Annotated in this window: 25 protein-coding genes; 20 read left to right on the forward strand and 5 right to left on the reverse strand. The window is 72.7% G+C overall.

Annotated features, from left to right (window positions below):
* Window positions 1–39 precede the first annotated feature (39 nt).
* The 3 genes from ACE1OA_RS23205 (at window position 40) to ACE1OA_RS23215 (ending at window position 2,422) form a co-directional block, all read left to right on the forward strand.
* A complete protein-coding gene (locus ACE1OA_RS23205; protein ID WP_432753304.1) occupies window positions 40–399 on the forward strand; it encodes a histidine triad nucleotide-binding protein in 360 nt (119 codons plus the stop codon).
* Between the two features lie 104 nt (window positions 400–503).
* Entirely contained in the window at window positions 504–1,406 is a 903-nt protein-coding gene (locus ACE1OA_RS23210) for a ribonuclease Z (protein ID WP_356598663.1), read from the forward strand.
* Between the two features lie 11 nt (window positions 1,407–1,417).
* Window positions 1,418–2,422: an adenosine deaminase gene (locus ACE1OA_RS23215; protein WP_356598661.1), complete on the forward strand. Its 1,005-nt coding sequence runs from the start codon at window positions 1,418–1,420 to the stop codon at window positions 2,420–2,422.
* A 25-nt stretch (window positions 2,423–2,447) separates the two neighbouring features.
* On the opposite strand, the gene ACE1OA_RS23220 is transcribed toward ACE1OA_RS23215, so the two are convergent.
* Complete coding sequence (locus ACE1OA_RS23220; protein WP_432753305.1) at window positions 2,448–3,791, reverse strand: MFS transporter; 1,344 nt, start codon at window positions 3,789–3,791, stop codon at window positions 2,448–2,450.
* Between the two features lie 288 nt (window positions 3,792–4,079).
* Between ACE1OA_RS23220 and ACE1OA_RS23225 the strand changes: the two genes are divergently transcribed.
* From ACE1OA_RS23225 to ACE1OA_RS23245, 5 genes are all read left to right on the forward strand, one after another.
* Window positions 4,080–5,192 (forward strand): carbohydrate kinase family protein, encoded by a 1,113-nt coding sequence (locus tag ACE1OA_RS23225; RefSeq protein ID WP_356598659.1) that lies wholly within the window; start codon window positions 4,080–4,082, stop codon window positions 5,190–5,192.
* A gap of 114 nt (window positions 5,193–5,306) precedes the next feature.
* On the forward strand, window positions 5,307–6,329 hold the full coding sequence (locus tag ACE1OA_RS23230; RefSeq protein ID WP_356598657.1) for a PhoH family protein: 1,023 nt from the start codon (window positions 5,307–5,309) through the stop codon (window positions 6,327–6,329).
* A 12-nt stretch (window positions 6,330–6,341) separates the two neighbouring features.
* The gene (gene ybeY, locus ACE1OA_RS23235) at window positions 6,342–6,839 is read left to right on the forward strand and encodes an rRNA maturation RNase YbeY (protein WP_356598655.1); all 498 of its coding nucleotides are present in this window, start codon (window positions 6,342–6,344) and stop codon (window positions 6,837–6,839) included.
* 7 nt (window positions 6,840–6,846) lie between these two features.
* Window positions 6,847–8,145, forward strand: coding sequence for a hemolysin family protein (locus ACE1OA_RS23240; protein ID WP_384867318.1), 1,299 nt, complete (start codon window positions 6,847–6,849; stop codon window positions 8,143–8,145).
* The gene (locus ACE1OA_RS23245) at window positions 8,142–8,495 is read left to right on the forward strand and encodes an MmcQ/YjbR family DNA-binding protein (protein WP_384867320.1); all 354 of its coding nucleotides are present in this window, start codon (window positions 8,142–8,144) and stop codon (window positions 8,493–8,495) included. The genes ACE1OA_RS23240 and ACE1OA_RS23245 overlap by 4 nt, the downstream gene beginning before the upstream one ends.
* Window position 8,496: 1 nt before the next feature.
* Here ACE1OA_RS23245 and ACE1OA_RS23250 read toward each other — a convergent pair whose 3' ends face one another.
* The gene (locus ACE1OA_RS23250; protein ID WP_356598649.1) at window positions 8,497–9,897 is read right to left on the reverse strand and encodes an MFS transporter; all 1,401 of its coding nucleotides are present in this window, start codon (window positions 9,895–9,897) and stop codon (window positions 8,497–8,499) included.
* Window positions 9,898–10,054: 157 nt separating this feature from the next.
* Between ACE1OA_RS23250 and ACE1OA_RS23255 the strand changes: the two genes are divergently transcribed.
* The 7 genes from ACE1OA_RS23255 (at window position 10,055) to era (ending at window position 16,101) form a co-directional block, all read left to right on the forward strand.
* Window positions 10,055–10,876, forward strand: coding sequence for a helix-turn-helix transcriptional regulator (locus tag ACE1OA_RS23255; protein WP_356599169.1), 822 nt, complete (start codon window positions 10,055–10,057; stop codon window positions 10,874–10,876).
* A gap of 155 nt (window positions 10,877–11,031) precedes the next feature.
* On the forward strand, window positions 11,032–11,760 hold the full coding sequence (locus ACE1OA_RS23260; RefSeq protein ID WP_432753306.1) for a hypothetical protein: 729 nt from the start codon (window positions 11,032–11,034) through the stop codon (window positions 11,758–11,760).
* A gap of 26 nt (window positions 11,761–11,786) precedes the next feature.
* Window positions 11,787–12,149, forward strand: coding sequence for a cytidine deaminase (locus tag ACE1OA_RS23265; RefSeq protein WP_356598645.1), 363 nt, complete (start codon window positions 11,787–11,789; stop codon window positions 12,147–12,149).
* 213 nt (window positions 12,150–12,362) lie between these two features.
* Complete coding sequence (locus tag ACE1OA_RS23270; protein ID WP_432753307.1) at window positions 12,363–12,485, forward strand: hypothetical protein; 123 nt, start codon at window positions 12,363–12,365, stop codon at window positions 12,483–12,485.
* A gap of 246 nt (window positions 12,486–12,731) precedes the next feature.
* Window positions 12,732–14,069, forward strand: coding sequence for a beta-xylosidase (locus ACE1OA_RS23275; RefSeq protein ID WP_432753308.1), 1,338 nt, complete (start codon window positions 12,732–12,734; stop codon window positions 14,067–14,069).
* Window positions 14,070–14,164: 95 nt separating this feature from the next.
* Window positions 14,165–15,112 carry a WxL protein peptidoglycan domain-containing protein gene (locus tag ACE1OA_RS23280; protein WP_356598639.1) on the forward strand — a complete coding sequence of 316 codons (948 nt, stop codon included), beginning with the start codon at window positions 14,165–14,167 and terminating at the stop codon, window positions 15,110–15,112.
* Window positions 15,113–15,150: 38 nt separating this feature from the next.
* Window positions 15,151–16,101: a GTPase Era gene (gene era / locus ACE1OA_RS23285; protein WP_384867331.1), complete on the forward strand. Its 951-nt coding sequence runs from the start codon at window positions 15,151–15,153 to the stop codon at window positions 16,099–16,101.
* Between the two features lie 52 nt (window positions 16,102–16,153).
* Here the strand turns inward: era and ACE1OA_RS23290 are convergent, their stop codons facing one another.
* Window positions 16,154–16,417, reverse strand: coding sequence for a protealysin inhibitor emfourin (locus ACE1OA_RS23290; protein WP_384867333.1), 264 nt, complete (start codon window positions 16,415–16,417; stop codon window positions 16,154–16,156).
* Between the two features lie 24 nt (window positions 16,418–16,441).
* Entirely contained in the window at window positions 16,442–17,512 is a 1,071-nt protein-coding gene (locus ACE1OA_RS23295) for a M4 family metallopeptidase (protein ID WP_356598633.1), read from the reverse strand.
* 293 nt (window positions 17,513–17,805) lie between these two features.
* Here ACE1OA_RS23295 and leuA point away from each other — a divergent pair, with 293 nt between their 5' ends.
* From leuA to ACE1OA_RS23320, 5 genes are all read left to right on the forward strand, one after another.
* Window positions 17,806–19,572: a 2-isopropylmalate synthase gene (leuA, locus tag ACE1OA_RS23300; RefSeq protein ID WP_384867336.1), complete on the forward strand. Its 1,767-nt coding sequence runs from the start codon at window positions 17,806–17,808 to the stop codon at window positions 19,570–19,572.
* 525 nt (window positions 19,573–20,097) lie between these two features.
* The gene (locus ACE1OA_RS23305; protein ID WP_356598629.1) at window positions 20,098–20,790 is read left to right on the forward strand and encodes a TerB family tellurite resistance protein; all 693 of its coding nucleotides are present in this window, start codon (window positions 20,098–20,100) and stop codon (window positions 20,788–20,790) included.
* Between the two features lie 392 nt (window positions 20,791–21,182).
* Window positions 21,183–23,261: an MMPL family transporter gene (locus tag ACE1OA_RS23310; RefSeq protein ID WP_432753309.1), complete on the forward strand. Its 2,079-nt coding sequence runs from the start codon at window positions 21,183–21,185 to the stop codon at window positions 23,259–23,261.
* Window positions 23,262–23,312: 51 nt separating this feature from the next.
* The gene (locus tag ACE1OA_RS23315; protein WP_432753310.1) at window positions 23,313–24,464 is read left to right on the forward strand and encodes a sensor histidine kinase; all 1,152 of its coding nucleotides are present in this window, start codon (window positions 23,313–23,315) and stop codon (window positions 24,462–24,464) included.
* On the forward strand, window positions 24,461–25,141 hold the full coding sequence (locus ACE1OA_RS23320; RefSeq protein ID WP_356598623.1) for a response regulator transcription factor: 681 nt from the start codon (window positions 24,461–24,463) through the stop codon (window positions 25,139–25,141). The genes ACE1OA_RS23315 and ACE1OA_RS23320 overlap by 4 nt, the downstream gene beginning before the upstream one ends.
* On the opposite strand, the gene ACE1OA_RS23325 is transcribed toward ACE1OA_RS23320, so the two are convergent.
* Window positions 25,128–26,504, reverse strand: coding sequence for an FAD-dependent oxidoreductase (locus ACE1OA_RS23325; RefSeq protein WP_356598621.1), 1,377 nt, complete (start codon window positions 26,502–26,504; stop codon window positions 25,128–25,130). The two genes, ACE1OA_RS23320 and ACE1OA_RS23325, sit on opposite strands and share 14 nt — an antisense overlap.
* Window positions 26,505–26,701 lie beyond the last annotated feature (197 nt).

A 26,701-nucleotide genomic window follows, 5' to 3' on the forward strand; every position in this document is an offset into this window, starting at 1 on the left:
CAGCTGTATCGATCATCGACAGGGTGAGGAGCCCGGGCCATGGCCGGAGAGCCGCAGAGCGACTGCCTGTTCTGCAAGATCGCCGACGGGGAGGTGCCGGCGACGATCGTCCGCGAGACGGAGACCACCCTCGCCTTCCGCGACATCAACCCGCAGGCGCCCACGCACGTGCTCGTCATTCCGCGCGTCCACTACCCGGACGCCGCGTCCCTCGCCGCCGCCGCGCCGGCCATCGCCGCCGACATGCTGCGCGAGGCCGGGGAGATCGCCGCCCAGGAGAAGGTCGACGGCAGCGGCTTCCGGATCGTCTTCAACACCGGCTCCGGAGCCGGCCAGACGGTGTTCCACGCCCACGCGCACGTCCTCGGCGGCCGCGGCCTCAACTGGCCCCCCGGATAGGGAGCGCCTCGTCGATCCCGCCGGCCCCGGCCTGATCGACACGACACCCCCTCGGGCCCGGGCACCGTCCGGGCCCGCCCCCGCCCCGGAGAGAAAGCCCCGCCGTGTCCGTACGTGAACTCGTCGTGCTCGGGACCGCCAGCCAGGTCCCGACCCGGCACCGCAACCACAACGGCTACCTGCTGCGCTGGGACGGGCAGGGCGTTCTCTTCGACCCGGGCGAGGGCACCCAGCGGCAGATGCTGCGGGCCGGGGTCGCCGCCCACGACATCGACCGGATCTGTGTCACGCACTTCCACGGCGACCATTCGCTGGGCCTGGCGGGAGTGATCCAGCGGATCAACCTGGACCAGGTCCCGCACCCGGTCGCCGCGCACTTTCCGGCGAGCGGGCAGCGGTACTTCGACCGGCTGCGCCACGCCACCGCCTACCGCGAGACCGTGCCACTGACCGAGGTGCCCGTCCTGGCCGACGGCCCGCTCGCCGTCACGGAGGGGTACACCCTCGACGCGTACAAGCTCTCCCACCCCGTCGAGTCCTACGGCTACCGCCTCACCGAGCCCGACGGGCGCCGCCTGCTGCCGGCCCTCCTCGCCGAGCACGGCATCAAGGGACCGGACGTCGGACGGCTCCAGCGCGAGGGCGTCCTCGACGGCGTCACCCTCGACGAGGTCAGCGAGGTCCGTCGCGGCCAGCGCTTCGCCTTCGTCATGGACACCCGGCTCTGCGACGGCGTGCACACCCTCGCCGAGGGCGCCGACATGCTCGTCATCGAGTCGACCTTCCTCGACGAGGACGTCCGGCTCGCCACCGACCACGGGCACCTGACGGCCGGCCAGGCGGCCCGGGTCGCGCGCGAGGCGGGCGTACGGCACCTCGTCCTCACCCACTTCTCGCAGCGCTACAACGATCCGGCCGACTTCGAACGCCAGGCCCGCGCGGCCGGGTTCGAGGGAGAGCTGAGCATCGCCCAGGACCTGATGAGGGTCCCCCTCCCCAAGAGATAGACGAAACACCCATGCACCTCCCCCTCCCCAAGGCCGAACTCCACCTCCACATCGAGGGCACCCTCGAACCGGAGCTGGCCTTCGCGCTCGCCGCCCGCAACGGCGTGACGCTGCCCTACGCCGACACCGAGGAGCTGCGCAAGGCGTACCTCTTCAGCGACCTGCAGTCCTTCCTCGACCTGTACTACGAGCTGATGGCCGTGCTGCACACGGCCGACGACTTCGCCGAACTCGCCGACGCCTACCTGGCGCGGGCCGCCGCCCAGGGCGTGCGGCACGCGGAGATCTTCTTCGACCCGCAGGCGCACACGGCGCGCGGCGTGCCGATCGGCACCGTGATCGAGGGCCTCTCCAGGGCGCTGGACGGAGCCGAGGAGCGGCACGGCGTGTCCACCCGGCTGATCATGTGCTTCCTGCGGGACGAGTCCGCCGAGTCGGCGATGGAGACGCTGGAGGCGGCGAAGCCGTACCTGCACCGGATCACGGGCGTCGGCCTGGACTCGGCGGAGGTCGGCCACCCGCCGTCGAAGTTCCGCGAGGTGTACGCGGCCGCCGAGGCACTCGGCCTGCGCAAGGTCGCCCACGCCGGCGAGGAGGGCCCGCCGGCCTACATCCGCGAGGCGCTGGACGTCCTGGGCGTGGAGCGCGTCGACCACGGCCTGCGGTCGATGGAGGACCCGGAGCTCGTGGAGCGGCTCGTCCGCGAGCGGGTGCCGCTGACGCTCTGCCCGCTGTCGAACGTACGGCTGCGCGCGATCGACGTCCTGGAGGACCACCCGCTCGCCGCGATGATGGACGCCGGGCTGATGGTGACCGTGAACTCCGACGACCCGGCGTACTTCGGCGGGTACGTGGGCGACACCTTCGACGCGGTCCGCGGGGCGCTCGGCCTGGACCGCGACAGCCTGCGGACGCTGGCCCGCAACTCCTTCGAGGCGTCCTTCCTGGACGACGACGAGGAGCGCCGGGCGCGCTACCTCGCCGAGGTCGAGGCGTACGAGTTCGACGCAGGGTGATCCGCGCCCGCCGGGGGACCGGGGGTCAGCCCCGGTCGCTCGGGCGGGCGAGCCGGAACGAGCGCTGGGCGGGCCGGCGGCGGCCCGCCGGGACCGGGATCGCGGCGACCTCCTGCTCCGGCGCTCCCATCTGCGGGACCAAGGCCGTGGCCGCCGCGCTCGTCGTACCGGCGACCACCGCGGCCGGTGCGCCGCCGCGCCGCCGCACCGAGCCCGGGACCAGCGGGCGGCCCGAGGTGTGCAGGGCGACCGCCGTCATCGGGACGGCGACCAGCAGGAGCAGCACGCACAGCACCAGTCCCATGCCCGGGTATCCGGCCCGCTCGGACAGGACGCTGCCGGTCACCGGGCCGCAGGCCACACCGAGCGAGGAGGCCGAGCCGACCAGGACCGCCCAGCGTCCCCGCGGGTCCAGCGAGGCCGCCAGGCCCAGCAGGTAGGACAGGACGACCGGGTAGAAGACGTTCCAGAGGATCTCGCCGGTCGCGAAGGACGTCAGGCCGTCGGCGGCGGAGCTGACCAGCACGCAGCAGGCGATGAGCGCCGTTCCGGCGCCGATCGGCACGGCCCGGCCGAGCCGGGAGCCCAGCGCGCCCGCCGCGGTGACGCCGGCCAGGCCGGCCCCCAGGGCGACGGCGAAGACGGCGCCGACGGTGACCTCGCCGAGCCCGGCCTGGGTCAGTCCGATCCGCCCGCTCACGCCCCACAGCGCGTTCTGCGCCAGGGACCAGAAGAGGATCGCGGCGGCGAGGACCGCCCCGGAGCGCCGGTGCGGGAGCGGTGACGACGGGGCGGCGGAGGGGGCTCCGACGGGACCCGCGGCCGCCCGGCCCGTCGCGCCCGGCAGGAGGGCCGTCAACGGCCACACCAGGGCCGCGGTCAGGGCGATCGCCGCGAACGGCAGCGCGTGGCCGCCGCCCAGGTGCGGCAGGGTCAGGTAGAGGGCTCCCGCGGTCGCCGAGACCGAGAGGAGGCCGAGGGTCGAGGCGCGGTGCGGATCGCGCTGGGCGGCGAAGCCGGCCGCGGCCACCGCCGTCGCCGTGCCCGAGCCGAAGCCGCCGGCGACGGCCCCGCCCACCACCAGCGGAGCCGTGCCGGCGAGGGCCGCCGTGCCGTAGCCGACGCACATGGCCAGCAGGCCGCCCCGGGCCGCCCGGCGCGGCCCGATCCGCTCCACGCGGGAGGCGAGCGTGAATCCCGCCGAGGCGGAGGCCAGCAGGAGCACCGAACCCACCAGGCCCGCCCGGGCCGGGGTGAGACCCAGTCCCGCGGAGAGGCGGCCGACGACGGTCGGCAGGAGGTACGGGGCGAGGTAACCGGCGGTGAACAGGGCGACGAGTGGCCCCAGGGCACGCGGGCGCGACGACATGGGCGTTCCAGGCGACAAGGACGGGCGGGGGTCCCACCACGCCGGATGCGGCGCGGGGAGGGGGAGGTGGGGCGCCCGGTGTTGCACGGGATCGCGGGGACATTCGTATCAAGCGGACGAGGGCCGGGAGAAGGTACTGTGCCCCGATTCGGACAGTGATCCGGGTCACTTTGCGTTTGGGGTCGGAGGCGACGGGTAATGGCGTGCTCCCGCAGGCGGCGCCACCTCCGTCACGGGGCCCCCATCGGGCACACTGGGCTGAACCGCACCACGACCGGGGAGCCTGCCGTGACCACACCAGAGGGAGACCAGCAACACGAGGCCGGAGTCGACCCGTTGGTGTGCCTGCGGGAGCCGACCGACCCCGACTGCGACGTCTTCCTCACCGGCACGGTCTTCCTCGACATCATCTTCACCGGCCTCGACAGCGCGCCCGTCCGCGGCACCGAGTCCTGGGCCCGCGGCATGGGCTCCAGCCCCGGCGGGGTGGCCAACATGGCCACCGCGCTCGCCCGCCTCGGCCTGCGCACCTCCCTCGCCGCCGCCTTCGGCGACGACCACTACGGGGAGTACTGCTGGGACGCCCTGGAGCAGGGCGAGGGCATCGACCTGTCCCTCTCGCGGACGGTGCCCGGCTGGCACTCCCCGGTCACCGTCTCCATGGCCTACGAGGGCGAGCGCACGATGGTCTCGCACGGCCACGAGGCCCCGCCGCTGGACGGGGCCCTGCCCGCCTACCCGCCCCACGCGCGCGCCGCGGTCGCCTCCCTGGTGCCCGGCCGCGAGGATGGCTGGGTGGCCCAGGCCGCCCGGGGCGGGGCCACGGTCTTCGCCGACGTCGGCTGGGACGACACCGGCCGCTGGGACCTGGCCGGACTCCCCGACCTGGAGCATTGCGAGGCCTTCCTGCCCAACGCGCAGGAGGCCATGCGGTACACCCGCACCGACTGCCCGCGCGCCGCGGCCCGCGCACTGGCGGACAAGGTCCGCTACGCCGTGGTCACCCTCGGTGCCGAAGGCGCCTACGCCGTCGACGGGGCCACCGGCGAGACCGCGGAGGTCCCCGCCATCCAGGTCTCCGCCCTCGACCCCACCGGGGCCGGTGACGTCTTCGTCGCCGGCTTCGTCACCGGCACGCTCGCGGACTGGCCGCTCGCCGACCGCCTGGCCTTCGCCGGCCTGACCGCCGCCCTGTCGGTGCAGGAGTTCGGCGGCTCGCTCTCCGCCCCCACCTGGGGCGAGATCGCCGCCTGGTGGCAGCACGTCCAGGGCCACGCCCACCAGGACCCCGCGGCCCTGAGCAGCCGCTACGCCTTCCTGGAGCGCCTCCTCCCGGCTCCCACCCGCCCCTGGCCGCTGCGGCGCGCGGTGCCGACCATCGGCTTCCGGCGGAGCGCCTGAGCCGGTAAAAGGCTTCGGTCTTGTCGGCGCCAAGTCGTAGGCTTGGTATCCGAGAGGTTGTCGAGCAGCGAGAACCCTTCAACGGGAGGTATGCGCAGGCCACAGTGCCGGCCCATGACTCAGACACCCACAGCCCGCAATGGCGAGACGGGCGAGACCCGCGCCCACTTCACCGTCCCCGCCAAGCACCCGATGGTGACGGTCCTCGGCTCCGGTGACGCGCTGCTCCGTGTGATCGAGAAGGCGTTCCCGGAAGCCGACATCCATGTCCGGGGCAACCAGGTCAGCGCGGTGGGCGAGGCGGCGGAAGTCGCTCTCATCCAGCGCCTGTTCGACGAGATGATGCTGGTGCTCCGCACCGGGCAGCCGATGACGGAGGACGCAGTGGAACGCTCGATCGCCATGCTCAGGGCGAGCGAGAACGGCAAGGGGGAGGAAGGCCAGGAGACCCCGGCCGAGGTGCTCACGCAGAACATCCTCTCCAGCCGCGGCCGGACCATCCGCCCCAAGACCCTGAACCAGAAGCGGTACGTCGACGCGATCGACAAGCACACGATCGTCTTCGGCATCGGCCCCGCCGGCACCGGCAAGACGTACCTGGCCATGGCCAAGGCGGTCCAGGCCCTGCAGTCCAAGCAGGTCACCCGGATCATCCTGACCCGGCCGGCCGTCGAGGCGGGCGAGCGGCTCGGCTTCCTGCCCGGCACGCTCTACGAGAAGATCGACCCGTACCTGCGGCCGCTCTACGACGCGCTGCACGACATGCTCGACCCCGACTCGATCCCGAAGCTGATGGCCTCGGGCACGATCGAGGTCGCGCCGCTGGCGTACATGCGAGGCCGGACGCTCAACGACGCGTTCATCATCCTCGACGAGGCGCAGAACACGAACCCCGAGCAGATGAAGATGTTCCTCACCCGCCTCGGCTTCGACTCGAAGATCGTCATCACCGGTGACATCACCCAGGTCGACCTGCCGGGCGGCACGAAGAGCGGTCTGCGCCAGGTCCGCGACATCCTGGACGGCGTCCAGGACGTCCACTTCTCGATGCTCACGTCGCAGGATGTCGTCCGGCACAAGCTCGTCGGCCGTATCGTCGACGCGTACGAGTTGTACGACAGCCGCAACGGGAAGTAGCACACGAGCACCATGTCGATCGACGTCAACAACGAGTCCGGTACCGAGGTCGACGAGCAGGCGATCCTCGACATCGCCCGCTACGCGCTCGCGCGGATGCGCATCCACCCCCTCTCCGAGCTCTCGGTGATCGTCGTGGACACGGAGGCGATGGAGCAGCTCCACATCCAGTGGATGGACCTGCCCGGTCCCACGGACGTCATGTCCTTCCCGATGGACGAGCTGCGCCCGCCGACGAAGGACGACGAGGAGCCCCCGCAGGGGCTCCTCGGGGACATCGTGCTCTGCCCCGAGGTCGCCACCCAGCAGGGCAAGGACGCCCCGACGCAGCACTCCATGGACGAGGAGCTCCAGCTCCTCACCGTCCACGGAGTGCTGCACCTGCTGGGCTACGACCACGAGGAGCCCGACGAGAAGGCCGAGATGTTCGGCCTCCAGGCGGCGATCGTCGACGGCTGGCGTGCGGACAAGGGCCTGACCGGCCCGTCCCCCGCGCCGACCGTCTCCTGAGCCCCCGATGGACGCCTCGCTGATCCTCGGTGCGGTCGCCCTGGTCGTCGTCGCCTGGCTCGCCGCCTGCGCCGAGGCCGGTCTCGCCCGCGTCTCCACCTTCCGGGCGGCCGAGGCCGTGCGTTCGGGGCGGCGCGGCGCCGAGAAGCTGGCCCAGGTCGCCGCCGACCCCACCCGCTATCTCAACGTGGCGCTGCTCGTCCGCGTCTCCTGCGAGATGGCGGCGGGGGTCCTCGTCACGTACGCCTGCCTGGAGGCGTTCCCCGAGACCTGGGAGGCACTGCTCGTCGCCATCGTCGTGATGGTGCTCGTCAGTTATGTCGCCGTCGGCGTCTCGCCGCGCACCATCGGCCGCCAGCACCCGCTGAACACGGCGACCGCCGCCGCGTACGTGCTGCTGCCGCTCGCCCGGATCATGGGCCCGATCCCGCAGCTCCTCATCCTCATCGGCAACGCGCTGACGCCCGGCAAGGGCTTCCGCAAGGGCCCGTTCGCCTCCGAGGCCGAGCTGCGCGCCATGGTCGACCTGGCCGAGCAGGAGTCGCTGATCGAGGACGAGGAGCGCCGGATGGTGCACTCCGTCTTCGAGCTCGGCGACACCCTGGTGCGGGAGGTCATGGTGCCCCGCACCGACCTCGTCTGCATCGAGCGGTACAAGACCATCCGCCAGGCCCTCACGCTGGCCCTGCGCTCCGGTTTCTCCCGGATCCCGGTCACCGGCGAGAACGAGGACGACATCGTCGGCATCGTGTACCTGAAGGACCTGGCCCGCAAGACGCACATCAACCGGGAGTCCGAGGCCGACCTGGTCTCCACCGCGATGCGCTCGGCGGCGTTCGTCCCGGACACCAAGAACGCCGGGGACCTCCTGCGCGAGATGCAGCAGGAGCGCAACCACGTCGCGGTCGTCATCGACGAGTACGGCGGCACGGCGGGGATCGTCACCATCGAGGACATCCTGGAGGAGATCGTCGGTGAGATCACCGACGAGTACGACCGCGAACTCCCCCCGGTCCAGGACCTGGGCGAGGACCGCCACCGGGTCACCGCCCGCCTCGACATCGGGGACCTCGGCGAGCTCTACGGGCTGGGCCCGGACGAGTACGACGACGAGGACGTCGAGACCGTCGGCGGCCTGCTGGCCAAGGCGCTGGGCCGGGTGCCCATCGCCGGCGCCACCTCCGTGGTGGAGCTGCCGGACGGACGATCGCTGCGCCTGACGGCCGAGTCCCCGGCGGGCCGGCGCAACAAGATCGTGACGGTCCTGGTGGAGCCGGAGCGAGTACCGGAGGAGGAAGCGGAATGACGCCGGAACAGCTGCGGGCCTTCTGCCTGGACTTCAACGACGCGACGGAGGAGTTCCCGTTCACCCCGGAGACCTCCGTCTTCAAGGTCGCCGGGAAGATGTTCGCGCTGTCCGCGCTGGACGCGGAGCCGCTGCGGGTCAACCTCAAGTGCGACCCGGAGGAGGCGGTACGGCTCCGTGAGGAGCACCCGGCCATCGCCCCCGGCTACCACATGAACAAGCGCCACTGGAACACGGTGACCGTCGGCGAACTCCCGGACCGGATGGTCCGGGAGCTCGTCGAGGACTCGTACGACCTGGTGGTCGCCGGCCTCCCGCGCGCGGTCCGACTCCGCCTCGACCGGGCGTAGTTCACGCCCTGCGGCCGCGCAGCCCGACCGCCACCAGCAGGGCGGCCCCCACCACGACGGCCGCGTCCACGGCCAGCACCGTCCGGACCCCGCCGAAGAGGTCGCCGCCCGTCGTGGCCAGGACGCCCAGCAGCGGGATGCCGACGGTGATCCCGACCTGCTGCGTCGTGGTGACCAGCCCGGTCGCCAGACCCTGCTCCTCGTCCGGGACGCCGGAGGTGACGGTCAGTCCGTACGAGATGATCGCGACGAGGTGGCACATGCTCGCCAGCGAGACGGCGACCGTCGCCAGCAGCGCACCCGACTCCCTGCCCAGGCCCAGCAGCAGCGCGACGAACGCGCCCTGGCCCGACAGGGAGCCGACCAGGGCGCGACGCGGGCCGAAGCGCCCGATCAGCCTCGGCGCCAGCGTCCCGGCGAGGACCGAGAACAGCCCCTGCACACCGAAGACCACGCCGGTGCCGAAGGCGGACAGCCCGAGGGTGTCCTGCAGGTAGAGGGTCAGGACGAAGATGACCGTCGACATCATCGAGAAGGTCACCAGTCCGCCCAGGTTGCCGAAGGCCACGGTCCGGCGCCGCAGCATCGGCAGCGAGACCAGCGGTGCGGCGTGCCGTGACTCGACGACCACGAACGCGCCGAGCAGCAGCACCCCGGACACCAGAGTGACCAGCACGTCGGCGCCGCCGAAACCGCGCTCCGCCGCCGTGGACAGGGCGTAGATCAGGGCGAGCAGGCCGCCGGTCACCGTCACGGCCCCGGGCACGTCGAGCCGCGGCCGGTCCGGAGTGCGCGACTCGGGCAGCAGCCCCGGCGCCAGCGGCAGCACGACCAGCGTGAAGGCGGTCAGCAGACCCATCGTCGAGCGCCAGCCCAGCGTGTCCGTCATGACACCGCCCAGCAGCATGCCGATCGTGAAGCCGAGCGAGAGCAGGGTGCCCGAGATGCCGAGCGCCCGGTCCCGCTGCGGGCCTTCGGGGAAGGTGGTGGTCAGCAGGGACATGCCGGTCGGCACGATGGCCGCCGCGCCGAGTCCCTGCAGGGCGCGGGCCGCGAGGAACGACGTGGGGTCCCAGGCGAAGGTGGCGAGCAGGGAGGCCGCGCCGAAGAGCGCGAGACCGGCGAGGAAGACCTTCCTGCGGCCGTACAGGTCTCCGGTCCGGCCGAAGAGCAGCAGGAAGCCGCCGGACGGGAGCGCGAAGGCCGTCACCGCCCACTGCAGCGCCGACCGGTCGAGACCGAGGTCCGCGCCGAGGACCGGCAGCGCGACGTTCAGCACGGAGAAGTCGAGCGCCACCATGAACTGGGCCGCGCACAGCACGAAGAGGATGAGCCGGGAGCGGGAGGTCAGGGGCGGGGCGGGTGCGGGGGGAGCGGATGCGGTCGTGGTGTCGGTTGCCATGACCACCACACTCGGCGCACGGGAACAACCGTGGGGAGCGGGAACTTATCCTGTTGGTGGTACCACCAGGCAGCCCAGGGGGAGGACGCACGTGGTCACTGCGGTCGAGGGCGAAGCCGCCAAGACGCGCCGACTCGCCGAACTGCGCGAGTTCCTGATGAGCCGTCGGGCCCGGGTCACGCCGGCCGAGGCCGGGCTGCCCGACGGCGGCGCCCGTCGCCGCACCCCGGGTCTGCGCCGCGAGGAGGTCGCCGTCCTCGCGGGCGTCGGGGTCTCCTGGTACCAGTGGCTGGAGCAGGGCCGGGACATCACCGTCTCGCCGCAGGTCCTGGACTCCGTCGCCCGGGTGCTGCGGCTCAGCCCCGCCGAGCGCCGCCACCTGTACGTCCTCGCGGGGCTCAACCCGCCCGCCCCGGAGGTCGATCCGCGGGCCCGCGACATGTGCGCGGGGCTCCAGCGGCTCATCGACGCGTGGATGCCGTTCCCGGCGCACATCATCGACGCGTACTGGAACACGGTGATGTACAACGACTCGGCCGCGATCGTCCTCGGGATGCGTCCGGAGATCTCCCAGAACTGCCTCATCGCCTTCTTCACCGACCCCCTCTACCGCTCCCGGGCGGGTGGCTGGGACCAGCTGGCCCCGCAGGTCGTCGCGCAGTTCCGGGCCGCGTGCTCGGAGTGCCCGGACGACGAGGGGTTCGGGGCGGTGGTCGAGGAGGCGAAGGAGGCGAGCGCGGAGTTCGCCGCGCTGTGGGAGCGGCGGGACATCATGCCCGGCGGCCAGATCCGCAAGGAGCTGGAGCATCCGCTGGTCGGCTCGCTGATCCTCGAGTCCACCCAGCTCAGGGTCCCGGCCCGGCCCGACCTGTCGATCGTGATGCACACGCCCCTGCCGGAGGCGGACACCGCGGCGAAGCTGGAGTGGCTGGTCTCGCCGGAGGGCCGCCGCGGGGCGATGTTCCCGGTCGCGGGCTGACGGCGAGGCCGGGTCGCCGGAGGGTCGGCAGGGCGTCGCCGCCCGGTCCCGGTGATGTCACCGGTGCCGTATATCCTCCTGCCGTTCCGCCGTCCCCACGCGACGGCGGGCGCTCCCGATCCCGTCACCTCACGTCCTGAAGAGGTTCCTTCAGCATGCGCACGCCCATACGTCACGGCCTGGTCGCCGTGCTCGCCGTCTCGGCGCTCTCCCTCACCGCCGCCTGCGGCGGCTCCTCCGACGGCGACGCCGCGCAGGGCGCCGACAAGCCCGCCACCGCGACGACCGCCGCCGAGCCGACCTCGGCCGCGCCCGCCGTGCCCCTGACGGCCGACGCGATGAAGGCCGCGGTGCTGGAGGCGAAGGACCTGCCGTCCGGTTGGAAGGCCGGCAAGGCCGGGTCGGATCAGGCCACCTACAAGACGGACAAGCCGGCGTGCGAACCGCTCACGACCTTGCTCGCGAACAAGGTCGCCGGCGCCACGACCGGCGCCTCGGCCCACTTCGAGCGCGGGAACGGCGACTCCACGCTCGACCAGCAGGTCCTGACCTTCCCGGGCACCGGCGCAGCCGACCACGTGAAGGCGATCGGCACCGCGCTGGACACCTGCACCGGCTTCACCGGGGAGATGGAGGGAATGAAGATGAAGATCACCCTGCAGAAGCTCACCGCTCCCCAGGGCGCCGAGCAGGTGCAGGCCTTCCGCATGAAGCTGAACATCGCCGAGTACGACATCACGGCCGAGTCCAACGTGCTCGTCGCGGCCCAGGGCACCGGCCTGACCCGGTTCGCGCACGTCCCTGCCAACGCCTCCGGCCACAAGGACTTCGACGGCGTGGCCAAGGTCGTCGTCGAGAAGTTCGCCAAGGCCGCGCAGGGCTGAACGCAGCCCCGACCTATGCTCATGGCATGACACTCAGCAGCGACCACGGCGACCTCGGCGCCGAGGACCTCAAGATCATCACGCTGGCGCGCAGCGCCCGCGCCCGCAACGGTGTGCCCGAGGGCGCGGCGGTGCGCGACGAGACCGGCCGCACGTACGTGGCGGGCACCGTGGCCCTGGAGTCGCTCCGGCTCAGCGCGCTGCAGACCGCGGTCGCGATGGCCGTGGCCAGTGGCGCCCGGTCCCTGGAGGCCGCGGCCGTCGTCTCGACCGCCGACGCCGCCTCGGACGCCGACCGCGCGGCGGTCCGCGACCTCGGCGGCCCGGAGACCCCGGTGCTGCTCGCCGGCCCCGACGGGCAGCTGCGCGCGGCGGTCACGGCCGGCTGAGAGACGGAACGGCATCGAAGGGGGGCCCGGCGAGGACGCCGGCCCCCCTTCCTCGTCGCCCCGGTCCGCGCCTCCGCGAGGAACCGGCGGAGATTCTCTTGCCATCCCCGGTCCGGTGCGCGTCAATGGCAGCGGTTCGTCCGACGGGCCGTCAGATCCACGCCTCACGCAGCGTCCGCACCCCTGCGTGCCTCACCGGAAGGGGTACGACCCATGGGAGGCGTCACCTCGGGAACCGGCGCGGCCCTCGCCGCGACCGGAACCGCCACCCTCAGGGCCGCGCGGAGCGGTCCCGCGGCCGCCCTCGCCGTCGCCGCCGGGACGGCGGCCCGGTGACCGCCCCGGCCGGCGCCGGCCTCTCGCGGCCCCCCGCCGCCCCGTAGGCCCCCCGAGTGCTCTTCGCGTGACCGTCCGGCGTCGCCCCAGGCGACGCCGGTATCCGTGCTGACCTGGGCGAACGCGCTCCCATGAGGTGATCTTGACAGTATCTGATGGGTCATCAGTCGATGGATTTCGACGGCATTGACTTCTTCTGGCGAGCAGCCGTCAATGGCGCCCTCTCATCCCTCAGGAGGGGCACACATGGCACTGTTCCGAACCCCACCGCGAAGACGGCGTCTGACCGCCGCCCTCGGTGTCGCCGCGCTCGCGGTCGCCACCGGCGGCGCCCTGGCCGGCCCGGCCGGCGCGGCCACGACCGCCTCCCAGGCGGTGGACTTCCCCACGCACTGCGTGCCGCCGCCGATCGCGGGCATCCCGCCGATCGACGGCACCACGACGGCCCAGATCACCGTGGACAAGCCCACCCCGAAGGTCGGCGAGACGGTCACCGTCACCTACAAGGTCACCAAGCCGGCCGCCTCCAACCCGGTCGACCTGGCGCTGCCGGCCGACATCATGACCCCGAGCGGCAAGGTCGTCCTCGGCGGCGCCCAGTCCGGCGCGGTCACCGTCACCGGGCCCAAGAAGAACGACCCGGTCCCCGGCAAGGGCGCCTTCCCGCCGTTCTCGATGACCGGCACGTTCACGGTCACGTCGCCCGGCGCGATCACCCTGTCGCCGGGCGACTACAACATCCACACCAGCTACCTCATGGAGCTGGACACCCCCTGTACGGTCACCAACCCGCCCGCACCGGTCTCCGAGACGGTCACGGCGAGCCCGCAGCCGGGGGCGAACGAGCGGAACATCTCGCTCGGCACGGCCTCCGGCGCACCCGGCGTCCGGGTCACCGTCACCGGCGCCAAGTTCACCCCGCTCGCCGAGGTCACCGTCGTCGGCCGGTCCGGAGCGGCGGAGACCGCCGACCGGATGACCGTGACGACCGACAGCGAGGGCGGGTTCGCCGCCCGGCTGATGGTCAACGACAAGGCGACCACGGGCGTCGTGGCGTACGAGGGCACGGCCTGGGACCCGGACAAGGGCGCCGGACCGGTCGCGTACACCGTCGTCGACGACACCCCGCAGCCGCCGAACAGCCAGAAGCTCAGCACGGCCGTGAAGGCGGGCGCGCTGTCGATGACCCAGGCCGGCGACGCCGTGCAGCTGTCGTCCGTCGACTTCGGTCAGGGCGGCGCCGTGACCGGCGACCTGAAGACGGTGACGGTGAAGGACTTCCGCGGCGGCCCCGCGGGCTGGTCCCTGACCGGCAAGGTCACCGACTTCACCGGCGCGGGCGGCTCCATCGGCGCGGGCGGGCTCAGCTGGACGCCGTCCTGCACCACCAAAGCGGGCAGCCCCAGCACCTGCGTACCCGGCTCGGCCGGAACGGTGGGCAGCGGCGGGGCCACCCTCGCCACGACCCCGAACGGCACGGTCACCGGCGGCGAGTTCACCGTCGACGCGAAGGTCTCCCTCGACGTGCCGGCGTTCACCGCCCCCGGTACGTACGCGGGTGTCCTGACCCTGACCCTGAGCTGACGCCCACCCGGTAGGAACCGGGCCACATCCCACAACAGAACGGCGGGCCGGGCGCGCACCCGGTCGGCCCGCCCCGACCCCAGGGATCCCGCACCGTGCGCAAGCTCCGCGTCCTCGTCCTCGCCGCCGCCCTGCTGCTGCTCGGCGCGCCCTCCGCCGACGCCGCCGACAACGGGGAGTGGGCCGTCTACCCGGCCGCCTCCGAGCTCGGCAGCCGTCCCTACTTCTACCTGTCCGCCGATCCCGGCACGACCGTGACCGACCAGGTCACCGTCGCCAACAAGACCGGCGCGCCCCTCACCTTCCTGGTCTACGGAGCCGATGCCTACAACACCGAGCGGGACGGCGGCTTCGCCGTCCGCAGCCGCCAGGAGAAGCAGACCGGCGCCGGGGCATGGATCACTCCGGAGCGCACCCGCGTCACCGTCCCCGCCCGCTCCGTCGTGACCGTCCCCTACACCCTCGCCGTCCCCGCCGACGCCGAGCCGGGCGACCATCCCGGTGCCGTCGTCGCCCTCGACGAGCGGGTCGCCGCCGGCGGCGCCGGGGCGGTCGCCGTCGGTGTGCAGCGCGCCGTCGGGGCCCGGGTCTACCTCCGGGTCAACGGTCCGACCATGCCCGCACTCGCCGTCGAGGACGTGACCCTCGACCAGGACAGGCCCCTCGTGCCCGGTGCCGGCGAGAGCAGCGCCCTCATCTCGTACACGCTGCACAACCGCGGGAACGTCACCCTCAACCCCCGCGTCGCCCTCCGGGCGGAGGGCCTCTTCGGCCGCACCCTCCTCGAGCGCGCGTCGGCGGGGGTCCCGTCCGAGCTGCTGCCCCGCCAGAAGATCCGCCTCACCGAGCGCTGGGCGGGATCGCCGCAGTTCGACCGGGGGGAGGTGACCCTGACGGCGACGGCCACCGACGTGCGGGAATCCGGCCGCGTGTCGTTCCTCGCCGTGCCGTGGGCCGCCGCCGGGCTCGTCGTACTCGGCGCCGCGGCGGGCCTGACGGGCCTCCGGGTACGGCGGCGCAGGGCGGCCGCCGGGCCCCGATGACCCCTCTGGGTACGTGAGGCCGCCGCGCATCGGGGAGAATGGCCCCCATGAGCGCTCGCAACCAAGAATCCGAAGCCGTCCACCGGGCCGGTTTCGCCTGCTTCGTCGGCCGTCCCAACGCCGGCAAGTCCACCCTCACGAACGCTCTGGTCGGCCAGAAGGTGGCGATCACCTCCAACCGGCCGCAGACCACCCGGCACACCGTCCGCGGCATCGTGCACCGCCCGGACGCGCAGCTGATCCTGGTCGACACGCCCGGCCTCCACAAGCCGCGGACCCTCCTCGGCGAGCGGCTGAACGACATCGTGCGCACGACGTGGGCCGAGGTCGACGTGATCGGCTTCTGCCTGCCCGCCGACCAGAAGCTCGGCCCCGGCGACCGCTTCATCGCCAAGGAGCTCGCCGGGATCAAGAAGACCCCGAAGGTCGCGATCGTCACCAAGACCGACCTGGTGGACTCCAAGACGCTCGCCGAGCAGCTCATCGCCATCGACCAGCTCGGCAAGGAGCTGGGCTTCGAGTGGCAGCAGATCGTCCCGGTCTCCGCCCTCGGCAACAAGCAGGTCGACCTCGTCGCCGACCTGCTGATCCCGCTGCTGCCGGAGTCCCCGCCGCTCTACCCCGAAGGCGACCTGACGGACGAGCCGGAGCAGGTGATGGTGGCCGAGCTGATCCGCGAGGCGGCGCTGGAGGGCGTCCGCGACGAGCTGCCGCACTCGATCGCGGTGGTCGTCGAGGAGATGATCCCGCGCGAGGACCGTCCCGCGGACAAGCCGCTGCTCGACATCCACGCCAACGTCTACATCGAGCGCCCCAGCCAGAAGGGCATCATCATCGGCCCGAAGGGCAGCCGCCTCAAGGAGGTCGGCATGAAGTCCCGCAAGCACATCGAGGCGCTCCTGGGCACTCCGGTCTTCCTCGACCTGCACGTCAAGGTCGCGAAGGACTGGCAGCGGGACCCCAAGCAGCTGCGGAAGCTGGGTTTCTAGGGGGCCGGCGTACGGATCGGCCCGCGTCCGGCCCCGACGGGCCGGAAGCGGGTCAGGCGCCCTCCTTGAGGACGCGCGCGATCAGGGACCGCTGGGCCTCCGTCAGCCGGGGGTCGCCGCAGCGGACCGTCCGGTCGTCCACCGTGATCTCGTACCGGAAGCCGTCCGGCACCCCCCGGCCGTCACCGTCGCCCTGTTCCAGGACCGTGACCGCCAGGGTGTGCCACTCCGCCGCGTCCGGCAGGGCCGAGGTGTCCACCTCGGCCGACCGCTCGATGCCCGCGAAACCGCCGGTGCGCCGCACTCGAATCCGCATGGGCCCTGTCTACCAGCCGGCGGCTCAGTCCGTCGGGACACCGACGGCCGACCAGGCCTTCAGCACGGCCTGGATCTCCTCCCCGTCGCCGTACCGCGCCCGCGCCGCGGTCACCGTCGCGGCGGCGAACTCGGCGAAGCGGGTCTCGGGGGTGAGGCCGCCGCCGGTCATCACGTCGTACCAGATCTGCCCGGCCCGCTCCCAGGCCCTGCCGCCCAGCTCGGTCGCGACCAGGTAGAAGGCGTGGTTGGGGATGCCGGAGTTGATGTGCACCCCGCCGTTGTCGCGGCTGGTGCGGACGTAGTCGTCCATGTGCCCCGGCTGCGGGTCCTTGCCGAGGACGTCGTCGTCGTAGGCCGTGCCCGGCGCCTTCATCGAGCGCAGCGCCGTCCCCTCGACGTTCGGGTGGAACAGTCCCTCGCCGATCAGCCAGTCGGCCTCCCCGGCGCTGTGGCCCAGCGTGTACTGCTTCACCAGCGAGCCGAAGACGTCCGAGACGGACTCGTTGAGCGCGCCGGACTGGCTGAAGTACTCCAGGTTCGCGGTGTACTGCGTGAAGCCGTGGGCCAGCTCGTGGCCGATGACGTCGACCGGGAGGGTGAAGTCCAGGAAGATCTCGTCGTCGCCGTCCCCGAACACCATCTGCTCGCCGTTCCAGAAGGCGTTGCCGTAGTTCCGGTCGTAGTGGACGGTCGCGAGGAGCGGGAGGCCCGCGCCGTCGATCGAGTCGCGGCCGAAGCCCTTCAGGAAGAGGTCGAAGGTGGCGCCGAGCCCGGCGTAGGCCCGGTTCACGGTGGCGTCGGCGGTCGCCTCCTGCCCCTCGGCCCGGACCTCGGTGCCCGGCAGGTCGGTGCCGTGTCCCGCGTCGTACACGGTGCGCCGGGGGCGGGCGGGCTCCGTGGGTCCCGGGCCCGTCGCGGTGGCGGCGGGCGGCAGCACGCGGGCCGTGCGGGCCGCCGCGTCGGCGACGAGGGTCCGCCGGGCGGCCGCCGCGACCGCCGGGTTCCCGGACCGGGCCAGGTGCTCCAGGAGGTGCGGGGGCACGATCGTGCAGAAGACGGGGTGGTGGGCGTGACGGCACGCGTGGGAGGTCATGCCGAAAATGTGGCACTGAGTCACGCCGCTGTCACTAGCGGCGACCATGATCCGCGAAATGGAGTGATCCGTCACTCTTCGTCCTTGACGCGCCGGCCGTCCCGCATACTGGAACGGGACGTCCGGATCCACCGTCCCTGAGCTAGGCTGCGGCACATCATGCGTTTCGGGCTGCTTCTCCTTAGCTGCCGCGGCGAGGGCCTGTAGTCGTAGGCCGACCCCCTCCCCGCGGGACCTGGTGTTGCGTTCGACAGTCGGCCGTCCCTCCCGTTGGACCCGAGGAGCCCTACGCGATGTCCCAGCCTGTCGGCCGCCCCACGCCCATCACGAACGCCACCCAGATGCAGAAGCCGTCCGGGATGCCGATCCACAAGTACGGCCGCTACGAGGCCGTTCACATCCCCGACCGCACCTGGCCCGAGCAGCGGATCACCAAGGCCCCCCGCTGGCTGTCCACGGATCTGCGCGACGGCAACCAGGCGCTGATCGACCCGATGTCGCCCGCCCGCAAGCGCGAGATGTTCGACCTGCTGGTGCGCATGGGCTACAAGGAGATCGAGGTCGGCTTCCCGTCCTCCGGCGACACCGACTTCAACTTCGTACGGTCGATCATCGAAGAGGGCGCGATCCCGGACGACGTCACCATCTCCGTCCTGACCCAGGCCCGCGAGGACCTGATCGAGCGGACCGTGGAGTCCCTGGTCGGCGCCAAGCGCGCCACCGTGCACCTGTACAACGCCACCGCGCCCACCTTCCGCCGGGTCGTCTTCCGCGGCTCGAAGGAGGACATCAAGCAGATCGCCGTCGACGGCACGCGGCTGGTCATGGAGTACGCCGACAAGCTGCTGGGCGACGACACGGTCTTCGGCTACCAGTACAGCCCCGAGATCTTCACCGACACCGAGCTGGACTTCGCCCTGGAGGTCTGCGAGGCGGTCTGTGACGTCTGGCAGCCCGAGGAGGGCCGCGAGATCATCCTGAACCTGCCCGCCACCGTGGAGCGTTCGACGCCGTCCACGCACGCGGACCGGTTCGAGTGGATGTCCCGGAACCTGACCCGTCGCCCGTACGTCTGCCTGTCCGTCCACCCGCACAACGACCGCGGCACCGCGGTGGCGGCGGCCGAGCTGGCCATCATGGCCGGCGCCGACCGCATCGAGGGCTGCCTGTTCGGCCAGGGTGAGCGCACCGGCAACGTCGACCTGGTGACCCTGGGCATGAACCTGTTCTCGCAGGGCGTCGACCCGCAGATCGACTTCTCGCAGATCGACGAGATCCGTCGCACCTCCGAGTACTGCAACCAGATGGAGGTCCACCCGCGCCACCCCTACGCGGGCGACCTGGTCTACACCGCCTTCTCCGGCTCCCACCAGGACGCCATCAAGAAGGGCTTCGACGCCATGGAGGCCGACGCGGCCGCCGCCGGCAAGACCGTGGACGAGATCGAGTGGGCGGTGCCGTACCTGCCCATCGACCCGAAGGACGTCGGCCGTTCCTACGAGGCCGTGATCCGGGTCAACTCGCAGTCCGGCAAGGGCGGTATCGCGTACGTCCTGAAGAACGAACACAAGCTGGACCTGCCGCGCCGGATGCAGATCGAGTTCTCGAAGATCATCCAGCAGAAGACGGACTCCGAGGGCGGCGAGGTCACCCCGGCCGCGATCTGGTCGGTCTTCCAGGACGAGTACCTGCCGAGCACGGACAGCGCCGCCCAGCGCTGGGGCCGGATCCAGCTGCGCTCCGGCCAGACCACCTCGGACACGGACGGCACCGACACCCTGACCGTCGAGGCGGTCGTCGACGGGGCCGACACCGTCCTGACGGGCTCCGGCAACGGCCCGATCTCGGCCTTCTTCGCCGCCCTGCAGGCGATCGGCGTGGACGCCCGACTGCTGGACTACCAGGAGCACACGATGAGCGAGGGCGCGTCCGCGCAGGCCGCCTCGTACATCGAGTGTGCCATCGACGGCAAGGTCCTGTGGGGCATCGGCATCGACGCCAACACGACCCGCGCCTCGCTGAAGGCCGTCATCTCGGCGGTCAACCGCGCCGCGCGCTGACGCTCCGTACCGGCGGCCCCGCACTCCTCCGGGAGTGCGGGGCCGCCGCCGTACGTCACCCGCGTCACCCTTTCAGGTCGTGCTCGGCGGCTCCGTCGCCCGGGCCGCCACCCCCACCCCCGCGGGGTGAACCTCCGGGACGAGACCGCGGACCGCTGCGTGCGGGACGACCAGGCCCCTGTCCGGCGGCGCGGCTTTCCGCCAGATCCGGTCCCACGACGGCACCGGCCGCCGGCCCGGGCCCACCCCTGAGGGCTACCACCGGGCCGGCGTCCGGGCCGGGTGTGGCGGGCGTCGTGGGGGCAGCCTTCCTGATCGGCGGCGGCCTCGTCGCGTACGCGGCGCACCGCCGCCGCGCCCGCACCTCCTGACGTGCCACGGAGCACGCCCGGCGGGTGATCCGCAGGTGTCGTGTCTCGGCCATGTCGGTTGCGTTCTGCTGACGAGGTGCTGACGCCACATCATGGATGTGGCTAACATCACGCCAACGCCGGCAGTGCTGCCGGACCGTGGAGGAGGTGCGACGTGCGAGCTGCCCGAGGATCACGCGGGAGAAAAGTGGGCGTCTGCGGCATTCGTACCTCCTGGAACACCGTCGGGGACGGCGAGTTCTTCTGCGAGGAGTGCGGTGGCGACCGCAACTACCGCCGCCGGACCGGCCGTCGTCGTTTCGCCGTGCTGGGCGTCCCGGTGCTGCCGCGCGGCCAGGCCGGACCGGTCGTCGAGTGCACCGCGTGCCAGACCCACTTCGGTACGGAAGTGCTCGACCACCCGACGACGAGCCGCTTCTCCGCGATGCTGCGGGACGCCGTGCACACCGTCGCCCTCGCCGTGCTCGCCGCGGGCGGCGCCTCCTCCCGCACGGCCGTGGACACCGCGGTCGCGGCGGTGCGCGCGGCCGGGTTCGCCGAGTGCACCGGCACCCAGCTCACCGACCTGGTCGAGGCCCTGGCCGCCGACACCGGCCGCTTCCTGCCGGACGTGGGCGGCGGGGGCGCCGCCCTGGCCATCGAACTCCACGAGGCCCTGGAGCCGCTCTCCCCGCACCTGGCCGCCTCCGGGCGCGAGTCGATCCTGCTCCAGGGAGCCCGGATCGCGCTGGCGGACGGCGCGTACAGCCCGGCGGAGCGGGACGTCCTGAGCACCGTCGGCAACGCGCTGGCACTGTGTGCCGACGACACCGCCCGGCTGCTCGCCACCGCCAGGACGCTGCTCTAGGGCCTGTCGGCCTGTCTTCAAAGTAGCGCCGGTAGGGCTCGCGGTGTCCGGTGCCGTGCATCGCAAGGCGGAGGGGCGTCCGCGTACCGGGCGTACTCGGGCGCTTCGACAACGCAGCGTGGGGGCACCTCCCGTGCCCGAAGGGCCACGGGGGAGTGCGGTGCCGGGCGCCGCGAGCTGGGGGCACCTCCCGGGCGAAGCCCAGGGGGAGGGACTCTGAAGACAGGTCCTAAGGGCCTGGACGCTCCCGGCGCGTACTCCCGGGGGAGTAACGCCGGCCCGGCACCGCCCCCGGCAGTACACCGCGTCTCGCTCCCCGGGCCGACGAAAGCGGCCCGCACCGGCGGGAGTCTGGGAACGACCCAGACGACCGTGCCGGAGGGAGGCCCGAGATGGGGGCCCCGAACAGGACCATCAGCGAGCGGCGCGGACGGCGCGCCATCCCCTGGGGGATGCTCGCGCTGTGGGTGATCGTGCTCGCGATCGCCGCGCCCTTCGCCGGCGAACTCGGCGCCGTGCAACGCGACCGGGCCGTCGACTACCTGCCCGCGAGCGCCGACTCCACCCAGGTCGCCACCCTGGGGGAACTGCTCCCCGGCGGCGACTCCACGGACCTCGTCCTCGTGTACCACCGCGACGGCGGACTCACCCCCGGCGACCGCGACACCGCCGCCCGCGAGGTCGCCCGGGTCGCCGCCGAGCACCGCCTCACCTCGCCGCCGCGGCCCGTGCCCTCGAAGGACGGGACCACCCTCCTCTACGCCGTCTCCAGCACCGAGCCGGGGACGGACGAGAAGGCCAGGGACGCCCTCGTCCAGGACATCCGCGCCGACGTCAGCGGACAGGTCGGCGGCCCGGGCGCCCTTGCCACCGACGCCGGGGAGGTCTACGAGTCCCTGGACGGACCGCTCCTCTACACGACCGTCGCCGTCGTCGCGATCCTGCTGATCGTCATCTACCGCAGCCCGTTCCTCTGGCTCGTGCCCCTGCTCGTCGCCGGCGCCGCCGACTTCCTCTCCATGGCCGTGACCTACGCCCTCCACCAGGGCTTCGACATCAGCGTCTCCGGCCAGAGCACCGGCGTCATGACGATCCTCGTCTTCGGCGCCGGCACCGACTACGCCCTGCTCCTCGTCTCGCGCTACCGCGAGGAGCTGCGCCGCACGCCACGCCCCTACGACGCGATGCTCACCGCCCTGCGCGGCTGCGGTCCCGCCGTGCTCGCCTCCTCCGGCACCGTCGCCGCCGGCCTGCTCTGCCTGCTCGCCGCCGACCTCAACAGCAGCCGGGGCATGGGCCCGACGGCCGCCGTCGGGGTGCTGTGCGCCCTGGTCGCCATGACGACCCTGCTCCCGGCGCTCCTCGTCGTCCTCGGCCGGCGGGTCTTCTGGCCGCTGATCCCGGCCCACGGCAGTGCGCCGAAGACCGGGCGCCGTTCCTTCTTCGCGGCCGTCGGCGGCTCCGCGGGCCGCCGCCCCGTCGCCGTGCTGCTGACCGGGGCCGCCGCGCTCGCCGCCCTCGCCCTCGGCACCCTCGCCCTGCCCGGCGCGCTGAAGCAGGAGGACTCGTTCACCTCCACCCCCGAGGCCGTCGCCGCGATGAAGACGCTGGCCGCCGCCTACCCGGAGGCGGGCACCCAGCCGATCACCGTCATCGCCCCGACCACCGGCGCGGCCCGGGCGCTGGAGGCCGCCCGGGCCACCGACGGGGTCGAGAGCGCCGAGCCCGGCCGCAGCGGCGCGGGCTGGACCGAGATCTCCGTACTCGCCGACCACCCGCCCCAGTCCGCCGCCGAGACGGCCACCATCAAGGAACTGCGCGCCGGGCTCGGCGAGGGCGTGTACGTCGGCGGGCCCAGCGCCGAACAGCTGGACCTCACCGAGACCAGCCGCAGCGACAGCATGGTGATCGTGCCGCTCGTCCTCGTCGCGGTCCTGCTCATCCTGGTCGTCCTGCTGCGCAGCCTGATCGCCCCGCTGCTCCTGGTCGGCGCGGTCGTCGCCGTCTGGGGCGCGTCACTCGGCATCGGCGGCCTGCTCTTCGAACCCCTCTTCGGCTTCGAGGGCACCGATCCCGGACTGCCCCTCCTCTCCTTCGTCTTCCTCGTCGCCCTCGGCGTCGACTACGGCATCTTCGTGATGCACCGGATGCGCGAGGAGTGCCTGGACGGGGCGGAGCCCGGCGCGGCGGCGCTGACCGCGCTGCGCACCACCGGCGGCGTGATCGCCTCCGCCGGCCTCGTGCTCGCCGCCACCTTCGCGGTGCTGGTCAACATGCCCCTGGTGCAGCTGGCCGAACTCGGCTTCGTGATCGCGGTCGGCGTGCTGCTCGACACCTTCCTCGTCCGCACCTACCTCGTCACCAGCGCGAGCGTGCTGCTCGGCCGGAAGGTGTGGTGGCCCGGACCGCTCGCCCGCCGTCCGGCCGCCGTGCCCGCGACGCCGGCCGAACGGACGCCCGCCGGCGTCTGACACCGACCACGGGCGGGCGGGGGCTCCCGGAGCGCCTGCCCGCCCGGGAGGATGAACCCCGTGGACTTCGCAGCCGCCTTCACCCGTGACCCGCAGGCCGCCCCGTACCCGGTGCGGTGCGACGCGACGGCCGCCGCCTGCTTCGCCGTCGTCGCCGCCGTGCTGGCGGTCGCCGTGGACGACGGCCGACGCCCCGACGCGCTCGGCTGGGCGCTGCTGCTCGCCGCCCACGTGCCGCTGGCCTGGCGGCGGCGCGCCCCCCTGCCGGTGCTGATCGGGGTGGTCGCCGTGGTCGCGCCCTACCACGCGCTCGACTACATGCACCTGGCGCCGATCCCCGCCTCGATGACCGCGCTCTACACGGTCGCCTCCACCGGCCGGCCACGCCGCACGCTGCTTGTCGGCGCCCTGGTCGTCGGCGTCACCCTCACCATCCAGGTCCTCGTCAATCCGCACGAGGTGGTGGAACTGCTGCGGGTCTCCGGCTGGGTGACCGCGATGCTCGTCTTCGGCGCCAGCGTCCGGCTCTACCGGCAGCTGGTGCAGAGCGTCGTGGAGAAGGCCGCCCGCGAGGGGGAGCGGAGGGTCGTCGAGGAGCGGCTGCGGATCGCGCGCGACCTGCACGATCTGCTCGCCCACTCGATCACCCTCATCGGCGTCCAGACCTCCGTCGCCGCGCACGTCCTGGTCGCCGATCCGGACCGGCTGGACCGGGAGGCACTGGCGAAGGCCCTCGACGGCATCGCGCAGACCTGCCGGGAGGCGCGGACCGAGGTGCGTACGACGCTGGACGTGCTGCGGGCTGCGCCGGAGGGGCCGCTGCCGGACCTGGCCGGTCTGCCCGATCTCGCCCGGGCCTCGGGCGCGGCGCTGACGGTGCGGACGGGGCCGGCCCGGGTGCCGGCGGCGGTCGGGGCCGCCGCCTACCGGATCGTGCAGGAGTCCCTGACCAACGCCGTCCGGCACGGGGGACCGGACGCGGTCGTGCGGGTCGACGTCGGCCTGGCGGACGAGGTGCTGACCGTGCGGGTCACGGACGACGGCACGGCGTCCGGCGCCGCGGGCGGGTCCGGCTACGGAATCCTCGGGATGCGGGAGCGGGCCCGGAGCGTGGGCGGCACACTGAGTGCGGGCCCGCGCGCGTCCGGGGGCTTCGAGGTGGCGGCGGCCCTGCCGCTGCAGGGGCGGGAGGTCCTGGCATGAGCGCGATCAGGGTGCTGCTCGCGGACGATCAGACGCTGGTGCGGGCCTCGTTCGCCATGCTCGTCGACTCGGCGCCCGACATGGAGGTCGTCGGTCAGGCCGGGACCGGCCGGGAGGCCGTGGAGCTGGCCCGTTCGGCCCGGGCGGACCTGGTCGTCATGGACGTCCGCATGCCCGAACTCGACGGGATCGGCGCGACCCGGCTGATCGCCGCCGACGAGGATCTGGCCGGGGTGCGGGTCCTGGTGCTGACGACGTACGACACGGACGAGCACGTGGTGGAGGCGCTGCGGGCGGGGGCGTCGGGCTTCGTGGTGAAGGACATCCGCCCGGCGGAGCTGCTCGACGCGATCCGCACGGTGGCGGCCGGGGAGGCGCTGCTCTCGCCGGGGCCGACGGCCCGGCTGATCGCCCGGGTCCTGGCGGCCCCGGAGGCTCCCGCGGCTCGGTCGGCGGGCGGCCCGGACGAACTGTCCGAGCGGGAGCGCCAGGTGCTCGCGCTGGTCGCCCGGGGGCTGAACAACGCCGAGATCGCGGAGGCGCTCGGCCTGAGCCCGCTCACCGCGAAGACCCATGTCAGCCGCATCATGGGCAAGCTCGCGGCCCGGGACCGGGCCCAACTCGTCATCATCGCCTACGAGTCGGGCCTGGTCCGGGCGGGTGCTACCGGGGGGTGACGGCGTCGCTGGCGCGGAGCATGTCCTCGCGCTCGACGATCTTCACGCGCTCACGGCCCTCGGCCGCGCCGAGCGCCTTCTCGGCGGCGTCCAGGGCGTACCAGCCCTCCCACGTGGTGTACGTGAGGCCCTTGCCCTCCAGGAAGGCGACGACCGCGTCCGTCTCCGGGCTCTCCGGCGTGAGGAGCCGGCCGTTGGCGAAGTCGTCGAGCAGGTTCGCGACCGTCTCGTTGGCGTCGCCCTTGGTGTGGCCGATGAGGCCGACGGGACCGCGGCGGATCCAGCCGGTGACGTAGGTCGACGCCATGTGCGCGCCGCTCTCCTCGACGACCCGGCCGCCCTCGTCCGGAACGGTGCCGGAGGCGGTGTCCCAGGGCAGCTTGGGCAGCTCGTCGGAGAGGTAGCCGACCGCGCGGTACACGGCCTGGACGTCCCAGTCGGTGGTCGCGCCGGTGCCCTTGACGTTGCCGGTGCCGTCGAGTTCCGTGCGCTCGGTGCGCAGGCCGACGACCTTGCCGTCCTCGCCGAGGATCTCCACCGGGGACTCGAAGAAGTGCAGGAACAGCTTGTGCGGGCGGTCGCCGGCGTCGCGGATCGCCCAGTTCTCCAGGGTCTTGGCGACCATGTCGGTCTGCTTGTTCTTGCGGCGCTCGGCGATCGAGCCCTCGTCGTAGTCGATGTCCTCGGGGTTGACGATGACCTCGATGTTGGGGGAGTGGTCCAGCTCGCGCAGCTCCATCGGGCTGAACTTCGCCTGCGCCGGGCCGCGGCGGCCGAAGACGTGGACCTCCAGCGCCTTGTTCGCCTTCAGGCCCTCGTGGACGTTCGGCGGGATCTCCGTCGGCAGCAGCTCCTCGGCGGTCTTCGCGAGGATGCGGGCGATGTCGAGGGCCACGTTGCCGACACCGAGCACCGCGACCTTCTCGGCCTCCAGGGGCCAGGTGCGCGGCACGTCCGGGTGCCCGTCGTACCAGGAGGCGAAGTCGGCGGCACCGAAGGAGCCGTCCAGCTCGACGCCCGGGATGCGGAGCTCACGGTCGGCCATGGCGCCCGTGGAGAAGACCACGGCGTCGTAGAAGGCGCGCAGGTCGTCCAGGTGGACGTCGGTGCCGTAGTCGATGTTGCCGAAGAGGCGCACCTGCGGCTTGTCGAGGACCTGGTGCAGGGCGGTGATGATGCCCTTGATCCGCGGGTGGTCGGGGGCGACGCCGTAGCGGATGAGGCCGAAGGGAGCGGGCATCCGCTCGAAGATGTCGATCGACACGCCCGGCTCGGCGGCGGCCTCGGACTTCAGCAGCGCATCGGCGGCGTAGATCCCGGCGGGGCCGGCGCCGACGATCGCGACCCGGAGAGGGCGGGGCATGTCTGGGTTCCCTTCGCAAGCGGCGTGACGGCGAGAAGTGCCGTCACTTAGGTCACCCTAAATAATCGACTCCGCGGACCGGTACCCGCCCCCCGTCTATGACCCCATAAGGCAGGCTTATGGGGTCCATAAGCTCGATCGAGTCCCGGCGGGCCAGTGGCGAGTCCGCGGGACGCCCGTTCGGAATGCGAAAGCGT

This window comes from Streptomyces sp. JL2001, from assembly GCF_050917515.1.
Lineage (GTDB): Bacteria > Actinomycetota > Actinomycetes > Streptomycetales > Streptomycetaceae > Streptomyces.

Coding starts and splice junctions, on each gene's coding strand:
- leuA (WP_384867336.1), top strand. CDS start 17,806: ATGTCCCAGCCTGTCGGCCGCCCCACGCCCATCACGAACGCCACCCAG.
- ACE1OA_RS23275 (WP_432753308.1), top strand. CDS start 12,732: ATGGCACTGTTCCGAACCCCACCGCGAAGACGGCGTCTGACCGCCGCC.
- ACE1OA_RS23245 (WP_384867320.1), top strand. CDS start 8,142: ATGACGCCGGAACAGCTGCGGGCCTTCTGCCTGGACTTCAACGACGCG.
- ACE1OA_RS23310 (WP_432753309.1), top strand. CDS start 21,183: ATGGGGGCCCCGAACAGGACCATCAGCGAGCGGCGCGGACGGCGCGCC.
- era (WP_384867331.1), top strand. CDS start 15,151: ATGGCCCCCATGAGCGCTCGCAACCAAGAATCCGAAGCCGTCCACCGG.
- ACE1OA_RS23230 (WP_356598657.1), top strand. CDS start 5,307: ATGACTCAGACACCCACAGCCCGCAATGGCGAGACGGGCGAGACCCGC.
- ACE1OA_RS23315 (WP_432753310.1), top strand. CDS start 23,313: ATGAACCCCGTGGACTTCGCAGCCGCCTTCACCCGTGACCCGCAGGCC.
- ACE1OA_RS23290 (WP_384867333.1), bottom strand. CDS start 16,417: ATGCGGATTCGAGTGCGGCGCACCGGCGGTTTCGCGGGCATCGAGCGG.
- ACE1OA_RS23205 (WP_432753304.1), top strand. CDS start 40: ATGGCCGGAGAGCCGCAGAGCGACTGCCTGTTCTGCAAGATCGCCGAC.
- ACE1OA_RS23240 (WP_384867318.1), top strand. CDS start 6,847: ATGGACGCCTCGCTGATCCTCGGTGCGGTCGCCCTGGTCGTCGTCGCC.
- ACE1OA_RS23215 (WP_356598661.1), top strand. CDS start 1,418: ATGCACCTCCCCCTCCCCAAGGCCGAACTCCACCTCCACATCGAGGGC.
- ACE1OA_RS23255 (WP_356599169.1), top strand. CDS start 10,055: ATGAGCCGTCGGGCCCGGGTCACGCCGGCCGAGGCCGGGCTGCCCGAC.
- ACE1OA_RS23295 (WP_356598633.1), bottom strand. CDS start 17,512: ATGACCTCCCACGCGTGCCGTCACGCCCACCACCCCGTCTTCTGCACG.
- ACE1OA_RS23260 (WP_432753306.1), top strand. CDS start 11,032: ATGCGCACGCCCATACGTCACGGCCTGGTCGCCGTGCTCGCCGTCTCG.
- ACE1OA_RS23250 (WP_356598649.1), bottom strand. CDS start 9,897: ATGGCAACCGACACCACGACCGCATCCGCTCCCCCCGCACCCGCCCCG.
- ACE1OA_RS23320 (WP_356598623.1), top strand. CDS start 24,461: ATGAGCGCGATCAGGGTGCTGCTCGCGGACGATCAGACGCTGGTGCGG.
- ybeY (WP_356598655.1), top strand. CDS start 6,342: ATGTCGATCGACGTCAACAACGAGTCCGGTACCGAGGTCGACGAGCAG.
- ACE1OA_RS23220 (WP_432753305.1), bottom strand. CDS start 3,791: ATGTCGTCGCGCCCGCGTGCCCTGGGGCCACTCGTCGCCCTGTTCACC.
- ACE1OA_RS23265 (WP_356598645.1), top strand. CDS start 11,787: ATGACACTCAGCAGCGACCACGGCGACCTCGGCGCCGAGGACCTCAAG.
- ACE1OA_RS23325 (WP_356598621.1), bottom strand. CDS start 26,504: ATGCCCCGCCCTCTCCGGGTCGCGATCGTCGGCGCCGGCCCCGCCGGG.
- ACE1OA_RS23270 (WP_432753307.1), top strand. CDS start 12,363: ATGGGAGGCGTCACCTCGGGAACCGGCGCGGCCCTCGCCGCGACCGGA.